Here is a 19,134-nt window from a genome sequence, read left to right on the forward strand (position 1 = left end):
ACCTGGTTTTGCGATGCTGGATAACTCTGGATAACTGATGACATGAACGGCCAACCGGCCTGACGACAACCCTGGGCTCTCACACGGCTGCAAGGCCGTTCCCCTAATTAGGGTCGTTGGGCATCGATTCTCATCGAGGCGCGGGGGCCACAACCCCAACTCAGACGCCGGATAGATGAAAGCAAGCCAAACACGACATCAACAACAGTATTGCAGAAAAGGGGGTAACCATAGATGTGGGAGCGAGCTTGCTCGCGATGGCGGCATTACATTCGGCACTGGTGTTGACTGATCCACCGCTATCGCGAGCAGGCTCGCTCCTACAGTTGGGCTGGGTACATTCGAAAGAAATTGGTCGACTGGCAGGCCCCCATCGCGAGCAAGCTCGCTCCCACAGGGATTGGGGACATCTGCAAAAATCAGGTCGGCTGGCAGGCCGCCTTCGCGAGCAGGCTCGCCCCCACAGTTGATCCGGGTATGTCTGCAAGAAATTGGTCGGCTGGCAGGCCGCCATCGCGAGCAGGCTAGCTCCCACAGAAGAGCAAAGGCAGAGCAGCCCACGCCACCACGTCGCTCTTCACCACTCATCAGGCCGAGCGTTAGCTCGCCTGCAGCTCTTGATCTTGATCCACCCGCCCCCTCGGCAGGCTGAGTGGAGGTGTTCATTCGGGGGGCAGGCGCGCAGCGCCGTTCGGCGAAGCCGAACACATCGAGAGGAGGTCGAAGCGAAGCCGACCGGAGGCGATGCCCCCGGATGAATACCGGAGCGAAGGAACCCCGAGCCTCAGCGAGGGGCCGTACGTTCGGGGCGAGCGTTTTTTTGGTTACTTTTTTTAGGCGCTTGTAAAAAAAGTGACTCGCCGTCAGGGCGAAACCGCCAGCCGCCGTTACCGAAAAAACGGATATGTACTCAATCAAAAAAGCAGCCTGGTCGGCCCATAGGCCGCCAAGGTCTACAGCTACGGAATATCCAAAGTCACCGACATGAACTGACCAATCCGCGACCGCAACCACCGCTCCGCCGGATCATTGTCATGCACCCCGCTCCAGGCCATGGACAACTGCGCCGCCTCAATCTCGAACGGCGGATCCTCGGCCCGCAACCCACATCCCTCCACCAACGCACACGCCGCATAATCCGGCACGGTGGCAATCATCTCGGTACCGGCGAGCAACGCCCGCAATCCACTGAACTGCGGCACCCCCAGCACCACTCGACGACTACGCCCGACCTTCGCCAGATCCAGATCGATATTGCCGCTCAAGTCCCCCGAGAACGACACCATCGCATGGGGCCGCTCGCAGTACTCGTCCAGGGTCAGCGTCCCCGGCCGGGCGTCGCCGCGCAGCACTTTGCAGGGAATATCGCGCAGCTTCTTGCGCTTGGCATTGGCCGGAAGATCCGTGGTGTAACTCACACCCACCGAGATTTCCCCCGACGCCAGCAGCGTCGGCATCAACAGGTAATTGGCCCGCCGCACGACCACGACGATGCCCGGCGCTTCCTCTTGCAACTGACGCAGCAACGGTGGAAACAAACCAAACTCGGCATCGTCCGACAGACCGATGCGGAACACATCGCAACTGGTCGCCGGATCGAATTCCTTGGCCCGGCTGACCGCGCCGGAAATGGTGTCCATCGCCGGCTGCAATTCCTTGAGAATCGCCAACGCCCGCGCCGTCGGTTCCATGCCGCGACCGTTGCGCAACAGCAACGGGTCGTCGAACAGATCGCGCAAACGCCCCAACGCGGCGCTCACCGCAGGCTGACCCATGAACAGTTTTTCGGCGACGCGGGTCAGGTTCTTTTCGAACATCAGGGCTTCGAAAATCACCAGCAGGTTCATGTCGACGCGACGCAGATCGTTACGGTTCATAGGCTCGGGTTCCTTGTGTGGTCGGCCAGGCGCGAGAACTGCCGACTTTACTCGATCAACGGCACGTTCGCCGCTCGTTTGTACGGTCCGTACTCCACCGGCACCCACTGGAAATGCTTGCCTTCGGCGGTGATATGACCGATGCCGGGAAATGGCAGGTGCGCCGCAGTCACCCAGGTCTTGCTGGCGGCAGCGGCACTGAACACCTGGTTGCGGCTTTTGATCGCATGCTGGCTGTCGACGTCGAAACCGATCGATACCTCAGGGTGCAGGAACTGCACGGCGAGGTTGTGCACCAGGTCGCCCATGAACAGGATGCTTTGCCCTTGGGAGGTGAAACGGTACGTGGTGCTGCCCGGCGTGTGCCCGGCTTCCAGTTGCGCCTCGACCACGCCCGGCAGCGGTGACTGGCCGGGGGTGAAGGTCTTGAATCGGCCGGCGGCCACGTAAGGCGCGGTGGAATCCTGGGCGATTTTGAAGTAGCCCTTGGCCGCTTCCGGTGCCTTGGCCAACGCCTGCGGGTCGAGCCAGTAGTCGGCTTCGGCCTTGGCCGCGTACACCGTGGCGTTGGCGAACACCGGTTGCTGTTGGCCGTCCACCAGGCCACAGACGTGATCCAGGTGCAGGTGGGTGATCAGGATGGCGTCCACCTGCTCCGGTTTGTAGCCGGCCGCTTGCAGGTTGGCCGGGAGCTGGCCGGCGGTAGGACCGATGCACTGCCCTGCCCCGGTATCAATCAGGACAAGCTGTTTACCAGTGTTGACCAGAAAGGCGTTGAAGGCGGTCTGCACACCCGGGGTTTCAATCGAACGACGGGCCAACAGCGCGCGGATCTGGCTCTGGCTCATGCCTTGCAACAGCTTCGGCGACAGGTCGTTATAACCGTCGAACAGCGCCGTCACTTCGTAATCCCCCAGTGCCAGCCGAAAGTAACCGGGTACTTGCGTGCCCACCTGCGCAGGCGCCTGGGCCAGCGCGTTGGCGGATATCAGAACCAGGCCGATGGCGCCCAGCGTTCCCTGCCATGTCCGTTTCATCTGTTCACCTTTTCAAACCAATCGACGGTCCGTTGTGGCCCGCTCCATATTGCGCATCTTGTGCCCATCGACGTCGCCCGCACTTGCAACGATGTGCTGTGTTCACAGCCTCGGACATGGAATTAACAACGTTTAACTCGTCAGCCACAGCGGGCGCCTCCAACAATGAAGCCCTCAGCGCAGAACTGTTTTTTCCAGAGTAACGGTGCTGATCGCTCGAACCGGGCGCCAGCGCTTTTCCTCCCCCGACCGGACAATGGCCATGGCTTTCCCACAGCACATCACCGCCCGCGCACCTGCCAGCGAACCTCGCAAGCCCCACCCCGGCGGCCTCAGCCCGCAACGCGAAAAACTGGTTAAGCAACTGATCCTCGAACGTCTGGGCGACAGCCTGGAAGTCACTGAACTGGCACAGGCCTGCGCCCTCTCGCGCAGTCACTTCTCCCGCGCGTTCAAGTGCAGCACCGGCCTCTCGCCCCAGGACTGGATCCGTCAGCAGCGCATTGTCCTGGCCAAGCAATTGATCCAGTACACCGACATGAGCCTTACGCAGATCAGCCTTGAATGCGGCTTCTGCGATCAGGCGCACTTCTGCCACATCTTCACCCGCAGCGAAGGCATCAATCCGTTTGCCTGGCGCTGTCAGGTGGTGCATGGCCTTAAAAGCAAAAGATCGCAGCCTTCGGCAGCTCCTACGGGCATGCACGCGACCCTGTAGGAGCTGGCGAAGCCTGCGATCTTTTGATCCGGCTTTTTTAACCTTTCAAGAACGCCAACAGGTCAGCGTTCAGCTGATCCTTATGGGTGTCCGTCAAACCATGAGGGGCGCCCGGGTAAATCTTCAGGGTCGAGCCCTTCACCAGCCTGGCGGAGGAGACGCCCGCCGCTTCGTAGGGCACCACCTGATCCGCGTCGCCATGCACCACCAGGGTCGGCACGTCGAACTTCTTCAGGTCTTCGGTGAAGTCGGTTTCCGAGAACGCCTTGATGCAGTCATAGGCGTTCTTGTGGCCGGCCATCATGCCCTGCATCCAGAACCAGTCGATCATGCCCTGGGACGGTTTCGCGCCGGGCTTGTTGAAGCCGAAGAACGGGCCGCTGGCGAGGTCGATGTACAGCTGCGAACGGTCGGCCAGCGAGGCCTGGCGGATGCCGTCGAACACTTCCAGCGGCAGGCCGCCGGGGTTGGCTTCGGTTTTGAGCATCTGTGGTGGCACGGCGGATATCAGCCCCGCCTTGGCCACGCGGCCGGTGCCGTGGCGACCGATGTAACGCGCCACCTCGCCACCGCCGGTGGAGAAGCCGAACAGCACGGCGTTTTGCAGATCGAGCAGCTCGATCAACTGCGCCAGATCGTCGGCGTAATGGTCCATGTCATTGCCCGACCACGGCTGGCTGGAACGCCCATGACCGCGACGGTCGTGGGCGATGACCCTGTAGCCCTTGGAGGCCAGGAAGATCATCTGCGACTCCCAGCTGTCGGCGTTCAGCGGCCAGCCGTGGCTGAAGACAATCGGCTGACCGGTGCCCCAGTCCTTGTAGTAAATCTCGACGCCGTCGCGGGTAGTGAAGGTGCTCATGGGTGATGCCTCCTTAACGAGGGTTGGGGTGTGAATCAAACCGGTAGCGGGTTCATGCGATCCGCCAGGCGCGCCACACGTTCGCCCAGGTGCGCGGCGGTGCAGCGATCCTCGGGCGGGGGGGCATCGTCGGGGGATTGTTCGACATTCGACTGGGCCATGGCGCCCAGTGAGCTGCCCAGGCGATTGAGTTGGCCGTTGAACGCGCCGCTGCTGGAACGCGCCGGCAGCAGGTCGAGGCCGACCCAGATCATCGAGTGCTGGGCGGCGAACACGGCCATCTGCAGCAAGGTGTTGAGTTTGTCGCCGCACAGGCAGCCGGAATTGGTGAAGCCCGCCGCGAGTTTGTCGCGCCAGGGCTGGGCCAGGTAGAACGCTGCCGTGGCCTCCATGAAGCCCTTGAAGGCCGCCGAGGCGCTGCCCATGTAGGTCGGCGCGCCAAAGATGATGGCGTCGGCGTTGTGCAGCCGCTCCCAGTGTTCGTCCACTTCCTCGACCGGAATCAACTGGCAGGTGCTGCCCAGGTGCCGTTCCACGCCCGCGGCCACGGCTTCGGCCATGACCCGGGTGTGCCCGTAGCCACTGTGATAGACCACTACCACGTTGCTCATTGCTCTGTCCTTACGATGGATAGAATCCCTTTGTAGGAGCGAGTTTTGGACGCAAACCGGACACGCGACGAGTTAAACGTTGTTAAATTTCCATGGCGCGCAAAAAGCCTCGGCAACTGCTGTCCGTCTGTCGCGCCCAATGATCGCGGGACCGACAGCCATTGGCCGATGCGTTAGAGTCAATGCCTGCCCCCATCAGTCACCCGGGCGGCGCATTGCGCTGGGTAAAAAACCTGAGGAATATGCTCCAAAACCGCGAACCAGACGGATGCAACAGGAGCGACTCGTTGACCCTTTCCCCCGAACAGGCTGTTCATTTCGGCCCCTACCGGGTCTACCCCGGACAACGCCTGGTGATGGAGGCCGACCAGCCCTTGCGCCTGGGCCGGCGCGCCATGGACATCCTGTTGATCCTGCTGGAACAGGCCGGCAACGTGGTCAGCAAGCAACAATTGATCGCCCGGGTCTGGCCCAGCAGCGTGGTCGAAGACATCAACCTGCGGGTGCACATGGCCGCGTTGCGCAAGGCGCTCGGCGACGGTCAGGCTGGTCAGCGCTACATCGTCACCGTGGCCCAGCGCGGGTACAGCTTCGTCGCACCGCATTCACTGGAACAGGCCGGGCAAGCGCCGGAGCCCGCACGTACCGCATCGAGCCGGCATAACCTGCCGGTGCGCCGCACACGCATGATCGGCCGGCAGACGCTGGTCGACAACCTGATGGAGCAACTGCCCCAGCAGCGTTTCATCACCCTCGTCGGCCCCGGCGGCATCGGCAAGACCACCGTGGCCTTGCGGGTCGCCGAACAAATGATCGGTCGCTACCGCGACGGCATTCACCTGCTGGACCTGGCCCCGATCAACTGCCCGCTGATGATCAACAGTCACCTGGCGACGCTACTCGAACTGGCCCTGCACGACGACGCCCCCCTGAACGGGCTTGCAGACGCTCTGCGCGATCGCCACATGCTGCTGATCATCGACAACTGCGAACACTTGGTCGACGCCATTGCCCAGCTCAGCGAAGACATTCTGCGCAGTGCGCCGCACGTGCACATCCTCGCCACCAGCCGCGAGAGCCTGCGGGCCGAAGGGGAATTCGTCCAGCGCCTGGAGTCACTCGACTGCCCGCCACCCATCGCTGTCCTCGACCGCGCCCAGGCCATGACCTTTTCCGCCCTGCAACTGTTTGTCGAGCGGGCCATGGCCAGTCACGACAGCTTTGAACTGACTGATGATGAACTGCCGCTGCTGATAGACATTTGCCATCGACTGGACGGCATACCACTGGCCATCGAACTGGCAGCAGCGCAAGTGGGCAACTTCGGATTGCACGGCTTGCTGGCGCAGTTGCAAAGCAGCTTCCGGTTGCTGAACCAGTCCTGCCAGACGCCCCTGGCACGCCATCAGACCCTGCGTGCAACATTGGACTGGAGCTTCGAACTGCTCACTGCCTGCGAAAAGACCTGCCTGCGCCGACTGAGTGTGTTTTGTGCTGGCTTCACCCTGGAGTCGGCAGCGGCGGTGATCGTCGGCGAACGCATAGAACCGCGCGAGGTGTTCGGTTCAATCACGCAACTGGTCGCCAAGTCGTTACTGAACGTGGAAGTGGGCGACGAAGACGTGTACTACCGTCTGCTCGACACCACCCGCGGCTACGCCCTGGAAAAACTTGCGCAAACCGCCGACCTGCCCGGCACGCGGGAACGCCATGCCGAGCGCTGCCTCGTGCTGATGCAACAGGCGCAGGACGACTGGGAGAAAACGTCGACCGACCTGTGGATCGAGCGCCATGGCCGGGCTCTGGAGGACATCCGTGCAACCCTCGATTGGGGTTTGCACGCTCAAGGGCCGCAGGCACTGGCGATACGCCTGGCCGCGAAGTCCACTCCCCTGTGGCAGGAGTTGTCACTGCTCAAGGAACACGGCGGTTATGTGCGCAAGGCCCTGGCCTTGCTCGAGCAGTCACCCGAGCCTTGCCCGCGCCTGAAGATGGCCCTCATGCTGGCTCTGGGCAGCGCCTGTTATCACACGCAGGGGGGCACCGACGAAACCGTCGGCGCCTTCGTCAGCGCCTACAGCCTGGCCCGACAGTGCAACGATGTGACTGGCCAGTTACGGGCGATTTCCGGTCACCTGGCGGCCAATCTCTGTTGCGGTCATTACCGGATGGCCCAGGAGCAAAGCCGGCAATTCGATCAACTGGGGCTGCAGGACGACGCCCTGATGTCCCTGAGCATGCATCGATTGCGGGTACTGGCCCTGCACTTCTGCGGCGACCAGCATCAGGCTCGGGAGCATGCCGAACAGGTGCTGCAACACATGGCCCACAACGGTCATCTCAACCGTTTCACCCATGGTTTCGGCGTGCAATACGACCAGAGTGTCGCGGCGCTAACCATCCACGCGCGCATCCTCTGGCTGCAAGGCCAACCGGAACAAGCCTGGCGCACAGCCCGGCAGGCACTGGACATCGCATTGCAGATCAACCACGGCACATCGATTTGCTACACCCTGGCGCTCTCCGGCTGCCTGATCGCTTACTACAACGGCGACACCTGCAGCGCCCGCGAACTCCTGCGCCTGCTGTTGGAACAGGCGCAGAAACACTCGGTCCTGCTGTTCTACAACTGGGYGCAACACTACGCGCAGGTGATCGGTGGCACCGATGTTCGGCCAACCGGCCACCAAAGTGTCGGTTTGATCAAAGACATCATGGTCACGCTGGATTCGACCTGCGTCGACGATGATTTGCTCGAACGCGCACAAAACGGTGTGTCGGGCTGGAGCACCGCAGAGATTCTGCGGGCCAGGGCCAAGACGTTGCTGGCAACGGATTGCCCGGTCAACGCCGCGACGGCCGAAACCGTGCTGCTCAAGGCACTCAACGTGGCCAGAACTCAGGGTGCACTGGCCTGGGAGCTGCGCAGCGCCACCTCGCTGGCGCAACTGTGGCAGCGTCAAGGCCACCGCCAAAGGGCGTATGACCTGCTGGCACCGATCTACGAGCGCTTCACCGAAGGTTTTGCCACGCCTGACCTGATGACGGTTCGCCGGCTACTCGACGAGTTGCAATGCCACCTGCCCGTCTGAAGGCCAGCGCGCTTGACTGATGTAGCCGGCATAACGCATTTCAAGGGCGCGCAAATCGCCACTGAGTTCGAGTTTTTCCAGTGCGTAGGTGCGGGTGGTATTGAGGAAGCGGTAACGGGTCACACCACCGCCCTGCTCCTGGGACAGCAGTGACTTGAGAGCGAGGTTCTCCATCACCTCGATCAGCTCGGCGGCGGGCAACCCGTCGCAGCTGATCACGCCAATCGCTGCGGCCTGGGTAAACGCCATTTTGAACACCGCCAGACGCTGCAACACGGTTTGCTCCACGGCAGTCAACCGTTCGTAGCTCCAATCCAGAGCGGCTTTGAGGGTCTGATGTCGGGGAACGGCTGTGCGGCGGCCCTGAGTCAGCAGCTGAAAACAGTTGTCGAGTTGCGCTTGCAACCCCACCAGCGCCAACGCATCGATTTGCGCCGCGGCCAGTTCAATCGCCAGCGGCAGGCCATCGAGGCGTCGGCAGATATCCCGTACGGTCCTGAGGTCTTGTTCGCGCAGGGTGAACCCGTGCAATCGAGCCCGGGCACGGCTGACGAACAACTGCACCGCCGAATAGCCCATGACCTCGGCGACGCTGCGCAGCCCTGACACCGGCGGCACCGCCAGCGGTGGCAGACGCAATACGGTTTCGCCAGACGCCTTGAGTGGCTCGCGGCTGGTGGCGAGGATCGACAGCCGGGGCATCGAGTGCAGCAGTGTCTCGATCAACGTTTGGCAGCGTTCGAGCAGGTGTTCGCAGTTGTCGAGCACCAACAAGGCATGCCGCTGCGCCAGCGTCTCCAGCGTGGTGCCGACCTTAAGTTCAAGGGTTCGAGTGAGGTAATCAGTCACTTGCGCCGGGTCGTCGATCGCCGCCAGGTCCACCAGCCACACGCCATGCCGATAGTGCTGCAACAACAGTTCGGCCACGCGCAACGCCACGGTGGTCTTGCCGATCCCGCAAGGCCCGACCAGGGTCATGAATCGGCGCACCGGCAACTGCCGCACCAGGCTGCCGACAACCGCATCGCGCCCGGTAATCGGCGTGAGCCGCGCCGGCAGGTTGTGCAGGAGCTTTTGTACGGTCCCGCTCGGGAACGCTACAGGCTCTGGCGAAAGCTGCACCGGGGCGACAAAACTGTAGCCGCGCTGGGGAATGTTGACGATGTAGCACTGGCCGTTCTGCCCATCGCCCAGGGCACGACGCAGGGCGGCAATGTGTACCCGCAGGTTGATCTCTTCGACCACGGAGCGCGGCCAGACCTGCGCAATCAACTCTTCCTTGYTGACCACTGAACCTGCGTGCTCGACCAGCACCTGCAACACGTCAAGGGCGCGGCCACCCAGGCGCAGCGGTCGATCGCCCTCCAGCACCAGTCGCTGACTGAGGTGGAAAGCATAGGGCCCGAATTGCAGCACCGCTTCGCTGTTTATATCTCTGAGGCTGTTCATGGGCAGTCACCCGCTGGAAACCTGGCTTCCAGCCCAGGCTCCGCACCGTCCTTGCAATGAGTTCAGCGGTATCTTGGCAGGCCTCGGTGACGGTACAACTGCCGCGGAGGGAGCGTCACGGCCATTGCGGTGCGCACGACGGACATACGCGCTAGCTGAACTGCTCGCGGTATTGGGCCGGGGTCAGGCCGAGCTTTTCACTGAACAGAAAACGCATGTGCCGCACACTGCCGAAGCCACTTTTGAACGCCACGGTCTTGAGCGGCAACTCGGTGGTTTCCAGCAGGTTCCTGGCGCAATCGATGCGCGCGCTTTGCAGAAACTCCATCGGCGTCATGTTCACTTCCCGGGCGAACACCCTGGCGAAGTGACGCGGGCTCATGTTGGCCAGACCCGCCATGCGCTCGATGCTATAGGTTTCATCGAGATGTTCAAGCACATGGTTCTGCACCCGGGTAATCGCCGTTTCATGAGGCGCCACCGCCGCCATCAACGGGCTGAACTGCGCCTGTCCGCCCTGGCGCTTCATCACCACCAGCAACACCTTGGCCACGTCCTGGGCGACTTTTTTGCCATGGTCCCGGGCCACCACCGCCAAGGCCAGGTCGATCCCGGCGGTGACACCACCGGAAGTGATCAGGTTGCGGTCCTGGACGAAGATCTGATCGGTCTCGACGGTCGCCTTCGGAAAGCCCTTGATCAGCCGCTCGGTGTAGTGCCAGTGGGTGGTAACGCGATAGCCGTCGAGCAAACCCGCATGCCCCAGCACGAACGCCCCGGTGCAGATGGAACCATAACCAGCGGACCGGCTGACGTTGTGCCTGAGCCAGTCGAGCAACGGCGGATGCCTTTCGTTGTAGGCACCGGGACCACCGGGCACCAGCAGCAAATCAAAACCCTCGCAGGCCTGATCGATGTGCCGGTCGGCATGCACGCTCACCCCGTTGGACGCCCGCAGCGCGCCGTGCTCGGTGCCGATGGTCGACAACACATAGTGATCGTCGGGTTTCAGATAACGATTGGCGATGGAAAACACTTCCATGGGCCCGGCCATGTCGAGCAGGAGAAAGTCGGGAAACAGCACCATTGCCACGGTTTTCATGGATTGGAATTCACTGGGATCATAGAAGGTCGGTCGCCGAGCGCCAGCCCCTTGTAGGAGCGAGCCTGCTCGCGAAAGCGGTGTATCAGCCAAAGTTGATAGCGACTGACACTACGCCTTCGCGAGCAGGCTCGCTCCCACAGAGTTTGCGCCCGGTATCAGGGATGTGTGCATTATGACCAAACACAGGTCAAACGTCGGAAAAGAATAGCTTATTCGCGCCCGAATACTGTCAACCTTAAAGAGACAGTATTACAATTTTCATCTACTTATTGCATCCTTAGATAAACATTAACCTTCTCCTCACTCGGACGAATTCACGTCTTGAAAGGAGATTTGATCATGCTGACTCTTCGCAAAGCCTCGGATCGTGGCCTGGCCAATCACGGCTGGTTGAAGTCGTTCCATACCTTTTCCTTCGCCAGTTATCGCAACCCGAAAGAGCAGGGTTTTTCCGACCTGTTGGTGATCAACGACGACCGCGTCGCCGCCGGTAAAGGCTTCGGCCAGCACCCGCACCGCGACATGGAGATTTTCTCCTATGTGCTTGAAGGTGCCCTGGAACACAAGGACACACTGGGCACCGGTTCGGTGATCCGCCCCGGCGACGTGCAACTGATGAGCGCAGGCAGCGGCGTGGCCCACAGTGAGTTCAACCACTCCAGCACCCGGCCGGTGCACTTTCTGCAGATCTGGATCGTGCCCGACGTCAGTGGCGCCAAACCGCGTTATCAGCAAGAGCACTTCAGCACCCAGAAAAAACGCGGGCGCCTGCAACTGATCATCTCGCCGGACGGTGCCAAGGGTTCGTTGAAGGTGCGTCAGGATGCACGGGTGTATGCCGGCCTGATCGACGGCAAGGAAAGCGCCACCCTGGAACTCGCCGCCAACCGCTACGCCTATGTGCACGTGGCCCGGGGCAGCGTCGAACTCAACGGTGTGTTGTTGCAGGAAGGTGACGGTGTGCGGGTTCGTGATGAACAGGCGCTGACCTTGAGCAACGGCGTGGATGCCGAAGTGCTGGTGTTCGACCTGCGCCCACAGGAACTGCCGGAAATGCCATGACAGATCCCTGTGGTAGATCCCTGTGGGAGCGAGCTTGCTCGCGATGCGTTGTGTCATTCAACAGTGATGTCGTCTGACACTCCGCCATCGCGAGCAAGCTCGCTCCCACAGGATTTTTTGCCACCTGAAATTACTCGCCAGTCCCGGCAAACCCCGCGACAATCTCATCAATGACCGCCCGGACCCTGGCCGTATGCCGCAGGTCCGCGTGGGTCACCAGCCAGATGTCATAGGGTAACGGCCGCGAGCGCTCCGGCCACAACCTGACCAGCCCCTCTTTCTCCCCGATGTACACCGGAATTTCCCCGACCCCTATCCCCGCAGCAATCGAACGGCGCACCAGCAGGCTGGAACTGAGGCTGGCGACAATCCGCCCGCGCGCCACCGGTTCCGAGACCAGCGTCAGGTCCTTGTTGCCCTGCAAGTACGGTTGATACACCACCAGGTCATGCCCGGCGAACGCCGACCCGGGCTCCGGCACGCCGTGGGCATCGACATAGGCTTGCGAGGCAAACAGACCCACCGGCCAGCGGGCGATGCGCCGGGCGATCAGGTCCGGGTTCTCCGGTCGGGTGTTGCGTACGGCGATGTCCGCCTCGCGTTTTGCCAGGCTGAGAATCTGCGTGGTGGCGTCCAGCTGCACCCGTACATCCGGGTGTTGTCGATGCAGGCGGGCAATCGCCGGGATCAGGAAATCGATCGCCAGAGAGTCGGTGGTGCTGACCCGCACCGTGCCGGTCAGGCGATCGTCCAGGCCCTGGATCTGGCGCTCCAGCTCCAGCGCCGAATGCTCCATTTTCTCCACCGCCTTGAGCGCCGCTTCACCGACAGCCGTCAGCGCATAACCGTCGGAGGTACGCAGGAACAAGGTCGCACTCAATGACTTTTCCAGCGCCGTGATGCGCCGACCRACCGTGGCCTGGTCGACCCCCAACACCCGCGCCGCACCACGCAACGTCGATTCACGGCAAACCGCGAGAAATACCCGGGCGTCATCCCAATTCATAGCGCTCTCCTGATGATGCATTTACGCATCAGCATAGCGCGTAATCGCTGCGTTAATGCTTCAAATAATCTCGATATGCTGAAGGCCTGAGTTCCCCACAGGACTATGCACATGCACAGCTCATCTGCTCCCCTTACTCCTGCACCCCTTATTCCTGCAGCCCGCGCGATCTGGCTGCCGATCTTCGCCGGCCTCTGCGCCAGCCTGGTCAGCATCGGCCTGGCGCGTTTCGCCTATACGCCGCTGATTCCCTCGCTGATCCAGGCCCACTGGTTTTCCGCCAGCGACGTGGTGTACCTCGGCGCCGCCAATCTGGTGGGTTACCTGATCGGCGCACTGATTGGCCATCCACTGGCACGCCGGACCTCAAACAAAACCGCCCTGCGCCTGATGATGCTGGCAGTGACGCTGGCGTTTTTCGCCTGTGGTTTTCCGTTGTCGATGAGCTGGTTCTTCGGCTGGCGCCTGCTGTCGGGGATCGCCGGTGGCGCGATCATGGTGTTGGTGGCGGGAACCGTATTGCCTCACGTACCGGCGACCCGCAGGGGCCTGGCCAGCGGTGCGATATTCCTTGGCATCGGCTTGGGCATTGCCGGCTCGGGGACGATCGTGCCGCCGCTGTTGAGCCTCGGCTTGCAGCAAACCTGGTTCGGCCTTGGCTTGTTGGCCCTGGTTCTCACTGCCGCCAGTTGGTTTGGCTGGCCAACCGCTGCGCACCCGGTCGCCGCTGCGCCGTCGGATACCTCGTCGCCTGCCCCCACCGACCCGAGCGTTTACCTGCTGTTCGCCCAATACGCGTTCATGGCCGCCGGACTGGTGCCGGCCATGGTGTTCCTGGTGGATTACGTCGCCCGCGGGCTCAATGCCGGGGCGCATGTCGGCGCGCTGATCTGGGTGATGTATGGCCTTGGCGCGATTGTCGGGCCAGTGAGTTACGGTTTTCTGGCCGACCAACTGGGCGCGAAAACGGGGATCCGCATCGTGCTGGTAATACAGGCGTTGGCGGTTGGCCTCTTATCGATCAGCAGTTCGTTCGCGGCACTGGCTTTACTGGCGGTGATCCTCGGCTCCTTCCCGCCCGGCATCGTGCCGCTGGCGTTGGCCCGGGTGCATGAATTGATCCCCAACCATCACCAGCAGCAGATTGCCTGGAGCCGCGCCACCGTGTCGTTCGCGACGTTCCAGGCCTTCTCGGGGTTTGCTTATTCGGCGCTGTTCAATACCAGTGGTGGCCATCATGCCTTGATGTTCGTGATTGCCGCCGGAGCCATTGTGGTAGCGCTATTGCTGGAACTCGGCAGCCGATTGCTCAGTCGTTCGAGCGAATCATTGACACTCGATACAGGTATTTGAAATGCCACTGCCCCAGACCATGACCCTGATCGAAATCACCGAACCCGGTGGCCCTGAAGTCCTGCAACTGGGCCGACGATGGCTCAGGGCTCGCAGGACTCCTGAAGGGCGGCGACCTTTGCGCCCTGCTCCCCCTGATAACGGGCCCGATAGCGCCCCGGGCTTTCCCCGGTCCACTTCTTGAACGCCCGATGGAAGGCGCTGGGTTCCTGGAAACCCAGTTGCTCGGCGATATCGCTGATGCTCGCATCGCTCTGACGCAATTGCTCAAAGGCCACGCCACGCCGTACTTCGTCCTTGATTTCCTGGTAGGAGCAGCCTTCACGCTCCAGTTTGCGGCGAAAGGTGCTGGGGCTCAGGTGCTGTTCCAGGGCAAAGGCCTGCAACGTCGGCCACTCACTGTAATGACTGCCGCGCAAGCGCTGATGAACCTGCGATGCCAGGCCATGCTGGTTACGGAAGCGGATCACCAACCATTGCGGCGCGGTACGCAGAAACACTTTCAACGACGCCAGGTCCTGAACCACTGGCAGGCGCAAGTAGTGGCTGGCAAATTCGATTTCGGTGCGCTCGGCACCAAAGGTCAGGTTGGGGCCCCAAAGCAGGCGATCGTCACCCAGCGACAGGCGCGAATGGCGGAAGTCCGCGCGATCAATGGGAATGCGCCGCCCGCCCAGCCAGCACAGCAGGCTGATCATCAACACCAGGAAGGTTTCTTCACCGAACCGGCTGGCATCGTTGTCCGTCGAACGGGTTTCCAGGCTGATCACCGCACGCTTGCCACGCACGGCCAGCGAGCCGCGAAAGTCGCGCAGGAACAAGCCGAAGTTGGCCAGGCACTGACGCATGGCCTTGTGCAGATCGGGTTCCTGAATCAGGGCACGGCAGATCAGGGCGAAACTGCCCGGCGGCATGCCATGGGAGTCGAGCCCGAAAAACTCATCGTCGAGCTCGCGGATCTGGATCAGCCACAACGCCGCAAACGCGCTGGCCGGCACCCGCGCCGTGGGTTGGTGCATGACCGCCGGATCAATGCCCGCCTGTTCGAGCACGGCCGTCACGCGCTGCGGATCATCCCTCAGCCCGTGGATCATTGCCTGCACGAAATAGGCGGCAACCAAGTCCTTTTCCCGCATTGGTTCGTTTCTCTCTCATCACCCGAATGGCAAAAAACATCAGTGCCGTTGAACAGTTTTGGCATAGGACAACCGCCCTGCCGGCTCTAGACTCGCGGCAATAGTACGCCTTCGGCTGCAGTCGCGGCCAAGGTATCGCAGGGTTTGATCGAAGGATGGGAAGATGAATCTGCAAAACATCGGCGTGATCGGTGCGGGCACCATGGGCAACGGCATCGCACAAGTCTGTGCCATGGCCGGTTTCAACGTGACCTTGCTCGACATATCCGAAAGCGCTTTGCAAAAAGCCGTCGCAACGGTCGGTAAAAACCTGGACCGGCAGGTCGCCAAGCAAACCCTGACGGTGGAGCAGAAACAAGCCACCCTCGACAAAATCCGCACCAGCACCGATTACAGTGTCCTGGGTGACGCGCAATTGGTCATCGAAGCGGCGACGGAAAATCTCGACCTGAAACTGCGTGTACTGCAACAAATCGCAACACAGGTCAGCAGCGAATGCGTCATTGCCYCCAACACCTCGTCGCTGTCGATCACCCAACTCGCCGCCAGTGTCAGCCAGCCTGAGCGCTTCATCGGCCTGCATTTCTTCAACCCGGTGCCGGTGATGGGCCTGATCGAAGTCATCCGCGGCCTGCAAACCAGTGACGCGACCCACCAACTGGCGCTGGACATGGCGACCACCCTCGGCAAAACCGCGATCACCGCCGGCAACCGCCCGGGCTTCGTGGTCAACCGCATCCTGGTGCCAATGATCAACGAAGCGATCCTGGTGTTCCAGGAAGGCCTGGCCAGCGCCGAAGACATCGACGCCGGCATGCGCCTGGGCTGCAATCAGCCTATCGGCCCGTTGGCCCTGGCGGACCTGATTGGCCTGGACACCCTGTTGTCGATCCTCGAAGCCTTCTATGACGGTTTCAACGACAGCAAATATCGCCCGGCGCCGCTGCTCAAGGAAATGGTCGCTGCCGGTTACCTGGGACGCAAAACGGGGCGCGGCTTCCATGCCTATGCCTGAGCGTTGCTCGCGCTTTGCCGAGTACCGGGACAAGGTCCTGGAGCTGTTTGCCTGCAAGGGGTTCGGCCAGGTCGGCATGCGTGAGCTCGCGACGTGCCTGGGGCTCTCCCCAGGCTCGCTGTATCACCATTACCCGAGCAAACAGCATCTGCTGCTCGACCTGATTGAAGAGTTCTACGAGGAACTGCTGGCCACCCTGGCACGTATCCAGCAAAAGGCCCCGGGCAAGCGCGACAAACTCAACAGCCTGATCCGCGCCCATCTGAACCTGCATCGGGAGATGCCCTGGCATTTCCGCCTGGTGGAGCGCGACAGCGGCTGCCTGAACGAAGAGCAACAGGCACGGGTTCAACAATTGCGCGAGCAATACGAACGTACGCTGCTGAAGATGCTGGGCGCGAAGTCCCGTTTCAGCGAGCAAGGCCTGCTGGCCGCCGGGCATGCCATTGGCGCCCTGCTCAACAGCGCTCCCAGCTGGCTGACGCCCCATGTGCTGGACGAGCAGGAACGCGATGAACTGCTGGAAAGCATGGTCAGCGGCGCCATCGAACGCGTGCTGGCGCCACGGCGTGTGCCGGAGGCGATAAGCCTCGCGCGTCCTATCGAAAAAACATCTAAAGAAACACAAGCGTCGACAAAGATTTAGCGCTTTGCTTGTCGGCTCGACACAATCGGAATTCGCCGAAAAAACCGGCGTCCAAACCGATGAATGAACTCGAGCACCCGGAGCCGACCATGAAAATCAATCCCTACCTTATCTTCAACGGCGACTGCAAAGACGCCTTCACGTTCTATGCGCAGTGCCTGCAAGGCCAGCTCGAAGCCATGCTGACCTTCGTTGAAACTCCTGCAGGTGAACATTTCCCCAAAGATCTGCACAACCTGATCATCCATACCCGCCTGATCGTGGGCGATCAGGCCATCATGGGCTCGGACACCACACCGGATCGCCCCGTGGATAAAATGAGTGCCTGTTCGATTTCACTCAACGTCGACAGCATTGCCGAGGCCGAGCGGGTCTTCAATGCACTGGCGGGTGGTGGCTCTGTGCAAATGCCACTGGAGACCACGTTCTGGGCGGCGCGCTTTGGCATGCTGGTCGACCGTTTTGGTGTGTCGTGGATGGTCAATTGCGAAAAGGATCAGTGAACGGCCTTTGTCGAACCACAGTCTTCAAGGATAAAAGCCCAACCTGAAAAGGTTGGGCTTTCTGGCAACTCCCGGTCTGTCTGCTACCGTCAACTAGCCACATGGATAGCAGCGCAACCAAGGAGCAAACCCACTATGCCGGCCCATGTCCTGTCCTGGTCCCCTCGTTCCAAATACTTGCTACTGGCAGGTGGACTGATCACCAGCCTGCTGACCCTCAATGGCTGCGCCACTGTCGATGCACAGACCACCGCCTATGTCGGCGTAGAACACCCCGCACCGACATCGCCCGACCAGGTCGTGGTGCTACGCTCCGAGCCTTCACGTCCGCATGTGCGCCTGGGTGAAGTGCTGATCGACGCCAGCATCGACCCTGCCCCGCCGATTACCGAAGTCGAACAGAAGCTGCGGGTAGAATCCGCCAAACTCGGTGGCAACGCCGTGGTGGTCGTCTATGACCACATTCAGGCAGTGGGCGCCTATGCCAGCGGGCCGCTGTGGGCTCGCGACGTGACGACCATCGAGGGACGCAAACTCAAGGGCATCGTGATCAAGTACCAGTAGATATCTCCCCACGGAAGACAGCGTCAACGGAGGTTGAATTTGAATGACGTGGTGATCGCCCTCATCGTTTTCGCCTGCCTGTCCGCCAGCGCACTTCTGGGCTCGTACGTGAGGGAACGATTACCAAGCCATCATCTGAGCGATGACTCCGTGGCGGTGGTGAAGCTGGCCACCGGCCTCATCGCAACGATGTCGGCGCTGGTCCTCGGCCTGCTCGTTTCCTCTGCCAAAGGCACATTCGATACAGCCAATGCCGAACTGGAGGGCGCGGCGGCGAAAGTGGTTCAGTTCGACCGCTTGCTGGCCCGTTACGGCACCGACACCCAGGGTATCCGCACCGAGCTCAAGCACAACTACGCCGAAGTCACCCAAGTGCTCGCGACCCGCGATCACCAGCAGATTGAAAAACTCGATAGCCCCGAAATGATCCGTCGCTCCGAAGGCCTGCAACGCCAGGTCGAGTCACTGACGCCCGGCAACGATGATCAGCGCTCGCTCAAAGCCAAGGCGTTGCGGGACATGGACACCGTGTTTGCCACCCGCTGGCTGACCCTGCTACAGGCCAATCAATCGATTCCACCGGTGATGCTGGTGATCCTGGTGACATGGCTGGCGATTATCTTCGGCTCGTTCGGCCTGTTTGCACCATGCAACGGCACCATTGTCGTCGTACTGTTGATGTGTGCCCTGTCGACGGGGGCAACCATCTTGCTGGTAGAGGAACTCAATCGGCCGCTTGATGGATTTATCTGTGTGTCGCTGGAACCGTTGACGCACACGCTGGAGCGGCTGGGGCAGTAGTTTCGATTTCCTGAAGACAAAAACAAAACCCCTACCTGCGTGCGCAGATAGGGGTTTTGGAATTTAATCTTGACGATGACCTACTCTCACATGGGGAAACCCCACACTACCATCGGCGATGCATCGTTTCACTGCTGAGTTCGGGATGGGATCAGGTGGTTCCAATGCTCTATGGTCGTCAAGAAATTCGGGTACTGAACCGTTTTTCAACGTTTCAGCAAATTGGGTATGTGACAGCTTTCGGTGTTTTGTGAGCGTCGAACTTTCGGTTCATTGCGTCTTCACACACCGCAATCT

Annotated in this window: 17 protein-coding genes and 1 rRNA gene; 9 read left to right on the forward strand and 9 right to left on the reverse strand. The window is 61.2% G+C overall.

Going from position 1 to position 19,134, the window contains the following annotated elements; translation table 11 throughout:
• Window positions 1–959: 959 nt before the first annotated feature.
• Both AC1DRN_RS28285 and AC1DRN_RS28290 read right to left on the reverse strand, forming a co-directional pair.
• Window positions 960–1,877, reverse strand: a complete 918-nt coding sequence (locus tag AC1DRN_RS28285) for a LysR family transcriptional regulator (protein ID WP_223463853.1) — start codon at window positions 1,875–1,877, stop codon at window positions 960–962.
• 47 nt (window positions 1,878–1,924) lie between these two features.
• Window positions 1,925–2,914, reverse strand: coding sequence for an MBL fold metallo-hydrolase (locus AC1DRN_RS28290; protein ID WP_223463852.1), 990 nt, complete (start codon window positions 2,912–2,914; stop codon window positions 1,925–1,927).
• A 262-nt stretch (window positions 2,915–3,176) separates the two neighbouring features.
• Here AC1DRN_RS28290 and AC1DRN_RS28295 point away from each other — a divergent pair, with 262 nt between their 5' ends.
• A complete protein-coding gene (locus AC1DRN_RS28295; RefSeq protein WP_223463851.1) occupies window positions 3,177–3,632 on the forward strand; it encodes a helix-turn-helix domain-containing protein in 456 nt (151 codons plus the stop codon).
• 37 nt (window positions 3,633–3,669) lie between these two features.
• Here the strand turns inward: AC1DRN_RS28295 and AC1DRN_RS28300 are convergent, their stop codons facing one another.
• Both AC1DRN_RS28300 and AC1DRN_RS28305 read right to left on the reverse strand, forming a co-directional pair.
• A complete protein-coding gene (locus AC1DRN_RS28300) occupies window positions 3,670–4,494 on the reverse strand; it encodes an alpha/beta fold hydrolase (protein ID WP_218432101.1) in 825 nt (274 codons plus the stop codon).
• Between the two features lie 35 nt (window positions 4,495–4,529).
• On the reverse strand, window positions 4,530–5,105 hold the full coding sequence (locus AC1DRN_RS28305) for a flavodoxin family protein (protein WP_223463850.1): 576 nt from the start codon (window positions 5,103–5,105) through the stop codon (window positions 4,530–4,532).
• Between the two features lie 287 nt (window positions 5,106–5,392).
• On the opposite strand from AC1DRN_RS28305, the gene AC1DRN_RS28310 reads away from it, so the two are divergent.
• Complete coding sequence (locus tag AC1DRN_RS28310; RefSeq protein WP_477786866.1) at window positions 5,393–8,197, forward strand: ATP-binding protein; 2,805 nt, start codon at window positions 5,393–5,395, stop codon at window positions 8,195–8,197.
• Here AC1DRN_RS28310 and AC1DRN_RS28315 read toward each other — a convergent pair.
• On the reverse strand, window positions 8,162–9,646 hold the full coding sequence (locus tag AC1DRN_RS28315; protein WP_477786867.1) for an ATP-binding protein: 1,485 nt from the start codon (window positions 9,644–9,646) through the stop codon (window positions 8,162–8,164). The two genes, AC1DRN_RS28310 and AC1DRN_RS28315, sit on opposite strands and share 36 nt — an antisense overlap.
• A gap of 151 nt (window positions 9,647–9,797) precedes the next feature.
• Window positions 9,798–10,748 (reverse strand): GlxA family transcriptional regulator, encoded by a 951-nt coding sequence (locus AC1DRN_RS28320; protein WP_223463847.1) that lies wholly within the window; start codon window positions 10,746–10,748, stop codon window positions 9,798–9,800.
• A gap of 342 nt (window positions 10,749–11,090) precedes the next feature.
• Here AC1DRN_RS28320 and AC1DRN_RS28325 point away from each other — a divergent pair, with 342 nt between their 5' ends.
• Window positions 11,091–11,813 (forward strand): pirin family protein, encoded by a 723-nt coding sequence (locus AC1DRN_RS28325; RefSeq protein WP_223463846.1) that lies wholly within the window; start codon window positions 11,091–11,093, stop codon window positions 11,811–11,813.
• Window positions 11,814–11,943: 130 nt separating this feature from the next.
• On the opposite strand, the gene AC1DRN_RS28330 is transcribed toward AC1DRN_RS28325, so the two are convergent.
• A complete protein-coding gene (locus tag AC1DRN_RS28330) occupies window positions 11,944–12,819 on the reverse strand; it encodes a LysR family transcriptional regulator (RefSeq protein ID WP_223463845.1) in 876 nt (291 codons plus the stop codon).
• A gap of 111 nt (window positions 12,820–12,930) precedes the next feature.
• Between AC1DRN_RS28330 and AC1DRN_RS28335 the strand changes: the two genes are divergently transcribed.
• Window positions 12,931–14,172, forward strand: coding sequence for a YbfB/YjiJ family MFS transporter (locus AC1DRN_RS28335; RefSeq protein ID WP_223463844.1), 1,242 nt, complete (start codon window positions 12,931–12,933; stop codon window positions 14,170–14,172).
• A gap of 83 nt (window positions 14,173–14,255) precedes the next feature.
• Here AC1DRN_RS28335 and AC1DRN_RS28340 read toward each other — a convergent pair whose 3' ends face one another.
• A complete protein-coding gene (locus AC1DRN_RS28340) occupies window positions 14,256–15,308 on the reverse strand; it encodes an AraC family transcriptional regulator (protein WP_223463843.1) in 1,053 nt (350 codons plus the stop codon).
• A 163-nt stretch (window positions 15,309–15,471) separates the two neighbouring features.
• Here AC1DRN_RS28340 and AC1DRN_RS28345 point away from each other — a divergent pair, with 163 nt between their 5' ends.
• The 5 genes from AC1DRN_RS28345 to AC1DRN_RS28365 all read left to right on the forward strand — a co-directional run bounded on the left by AC1DRN_RS28345 (window position 15,472) and on the right by AC1DRN_RS28365 (window position 18,837).
• Window positions 15,472–16,323, forward strand: a complete 852-nt coding sequence (locus AC1DRN_RS28345; RefSeq protein WP_477786868.1) for a 3-hydroxybutyryl-CoA dehydrogenase — start codon at window positions 15,472–15,474, stop codon at window positions 16,321–16,323.
• Window positions 16,310–16,969: a TetR/AcrR family transcriptional regulator gene (locus AC1DRN_RS28350; protein ID WP_223463841.1), complete on the forward strand. Its 660-nt coding sequence runs from the start codon at window positions 16,310–16,312 to the stop codon at window positions 16,967–16,969. The genes AC1DRN_RS28345 and AC1DRN_RS28350 overlap by 14 nt, the downstream gene beginning before the upstream one ends.
• Before the next feature lie 89 nt (window positions 16,970–17,058).
• Entirely contained in the window at window positions 17,059–17,472 is a 414-nt protein-coding gene (locus AC1DRN_RS28355; RefSeq protein WP_477786869.1) for a VOC family protein, read from the forward strand.
• Window positions 17,473–17,607: 135 nt separating this feature from the next.
• Window positions 17,608–18,036, forward strand: a complete 429-nt coding sequence (locus AC1DRN_RS28360; protein WP_223463840.1) for a hypothetical protein — start codon at window positions 17,608–17,610, stop codon at window positions 18,034–18,036.
• Window positions 18,037–18,084: 48 nt separating this feature from the next.
• Window positions 18,085–18,837 (forward strand): bestrophin-like domain, encoded by a 753-nt coding sequence (locus AC1DRN_RS28365; RefSeq protein WP_223463854.1) that lies wholly within the window; start codon window positions 18,085–18,087, stop codon window positions 18,835–18,837.
• 67 nt (window positions 18,838–18,904) lie between these two features.
• Here AC1DRN_RS28365 and rrf read toward each other — a convergent pair.
• Window positions 18,905–19,020: ribosomal RNA gene (rrf, locus tag AC1DRN_RS28370) — 5S ribosomal RNA — on the reverse strand.
• Window positions 19,021–19,134 lie beyond the last annotated feature (114 nt).

This window comes from Pseudomonas sp. P5_B3, from assembly GCF_056400405.1.

Coding starts and splice junctions, on each gene's coding strand:
- AC1DRN_RS28300 (WP_218432101.1), bottom strand. CDS start 4,494: ATGAGCACCTTCACTACCCGCGACGGCGTCGAGATTTACTACAAGGAC.
- AC1DRN_RS28360 (WP_223463840.1), top strand. CDS start 17,608: ATGCCGGCCCATGTCCTGTCCTGGTCCCCTCGTTCCAAATACTTGCTA.
- AC1DRN_RS28350 (WP_223463841.1), top strand. CDS start 16,310: ATGCCTATGCCTGAGCGTTGCTCGCGCTTTGCCGAGTACCGGGACAAG.
- AC1DRN_RS28320 (WP_223463847.1), bottom strand. CDS start 10,748: ATGAAAACCGTGGCAATGGTGCTGTTTCCCGACTTTCTCCTGCTCGAC.
- AC1DRN_RS28285 (WP_223463853.1), bottom strand. CDS start 1,877: ATGAACCGTAACGATCTGCGTCGCGTCGACATGAACCTGCTGGTGATT.
- AC1DRN_RS28355 (WP_477786869.1), top strand. CDS start 17,059: ATGAAAATCAATCCCTACCTTATCTTCAACGGCGACTGCAAAGACGCC.
- AC1DRN_RS28305 (WP_223463850.1), bottom strand. CDS start 5,105: ATGAGCAACGTGGTAGTGGTCTATCACAGTGGCTACGGGCACACCCGG.
- AC1DRN_RS28335 (WP_223463844.1), top strand. CDS start 12,931: ATGCACAGCTCATCTGCTCCCCTTACTCCTGCACCCCTTATTCCTGCA.
- AC1DRN_RS28295 (WP_223463851.1), top strand. CDS start 3,177: ATGGCTTTCCCACAGCACATCACCGCCCGCGCACCTGCCAGCGAACCT.
- AC1DRN_RS28290 (WP_223463852.1), bottom strand. CDS start 2,914: ATGAAACGGACATGGCAGGGAACGCTGGGCGCCATCGGCCTGGTTCTG.
- AC1DRN_RS28325 (WP_223463846.1), top strand. CDS start 11,091: ATGCTGACTCTTCGCAAAGCCTCGGATCGTGGCCTGGCCAATCACGGC.
- AC1DRN_RS28340 (WP_223463843.1), bottom strand. CDS start 15,308: ATGCGGGAAAAGGACTTGGTTGCCGCCTATTTCGTGCAGGCAATGATC.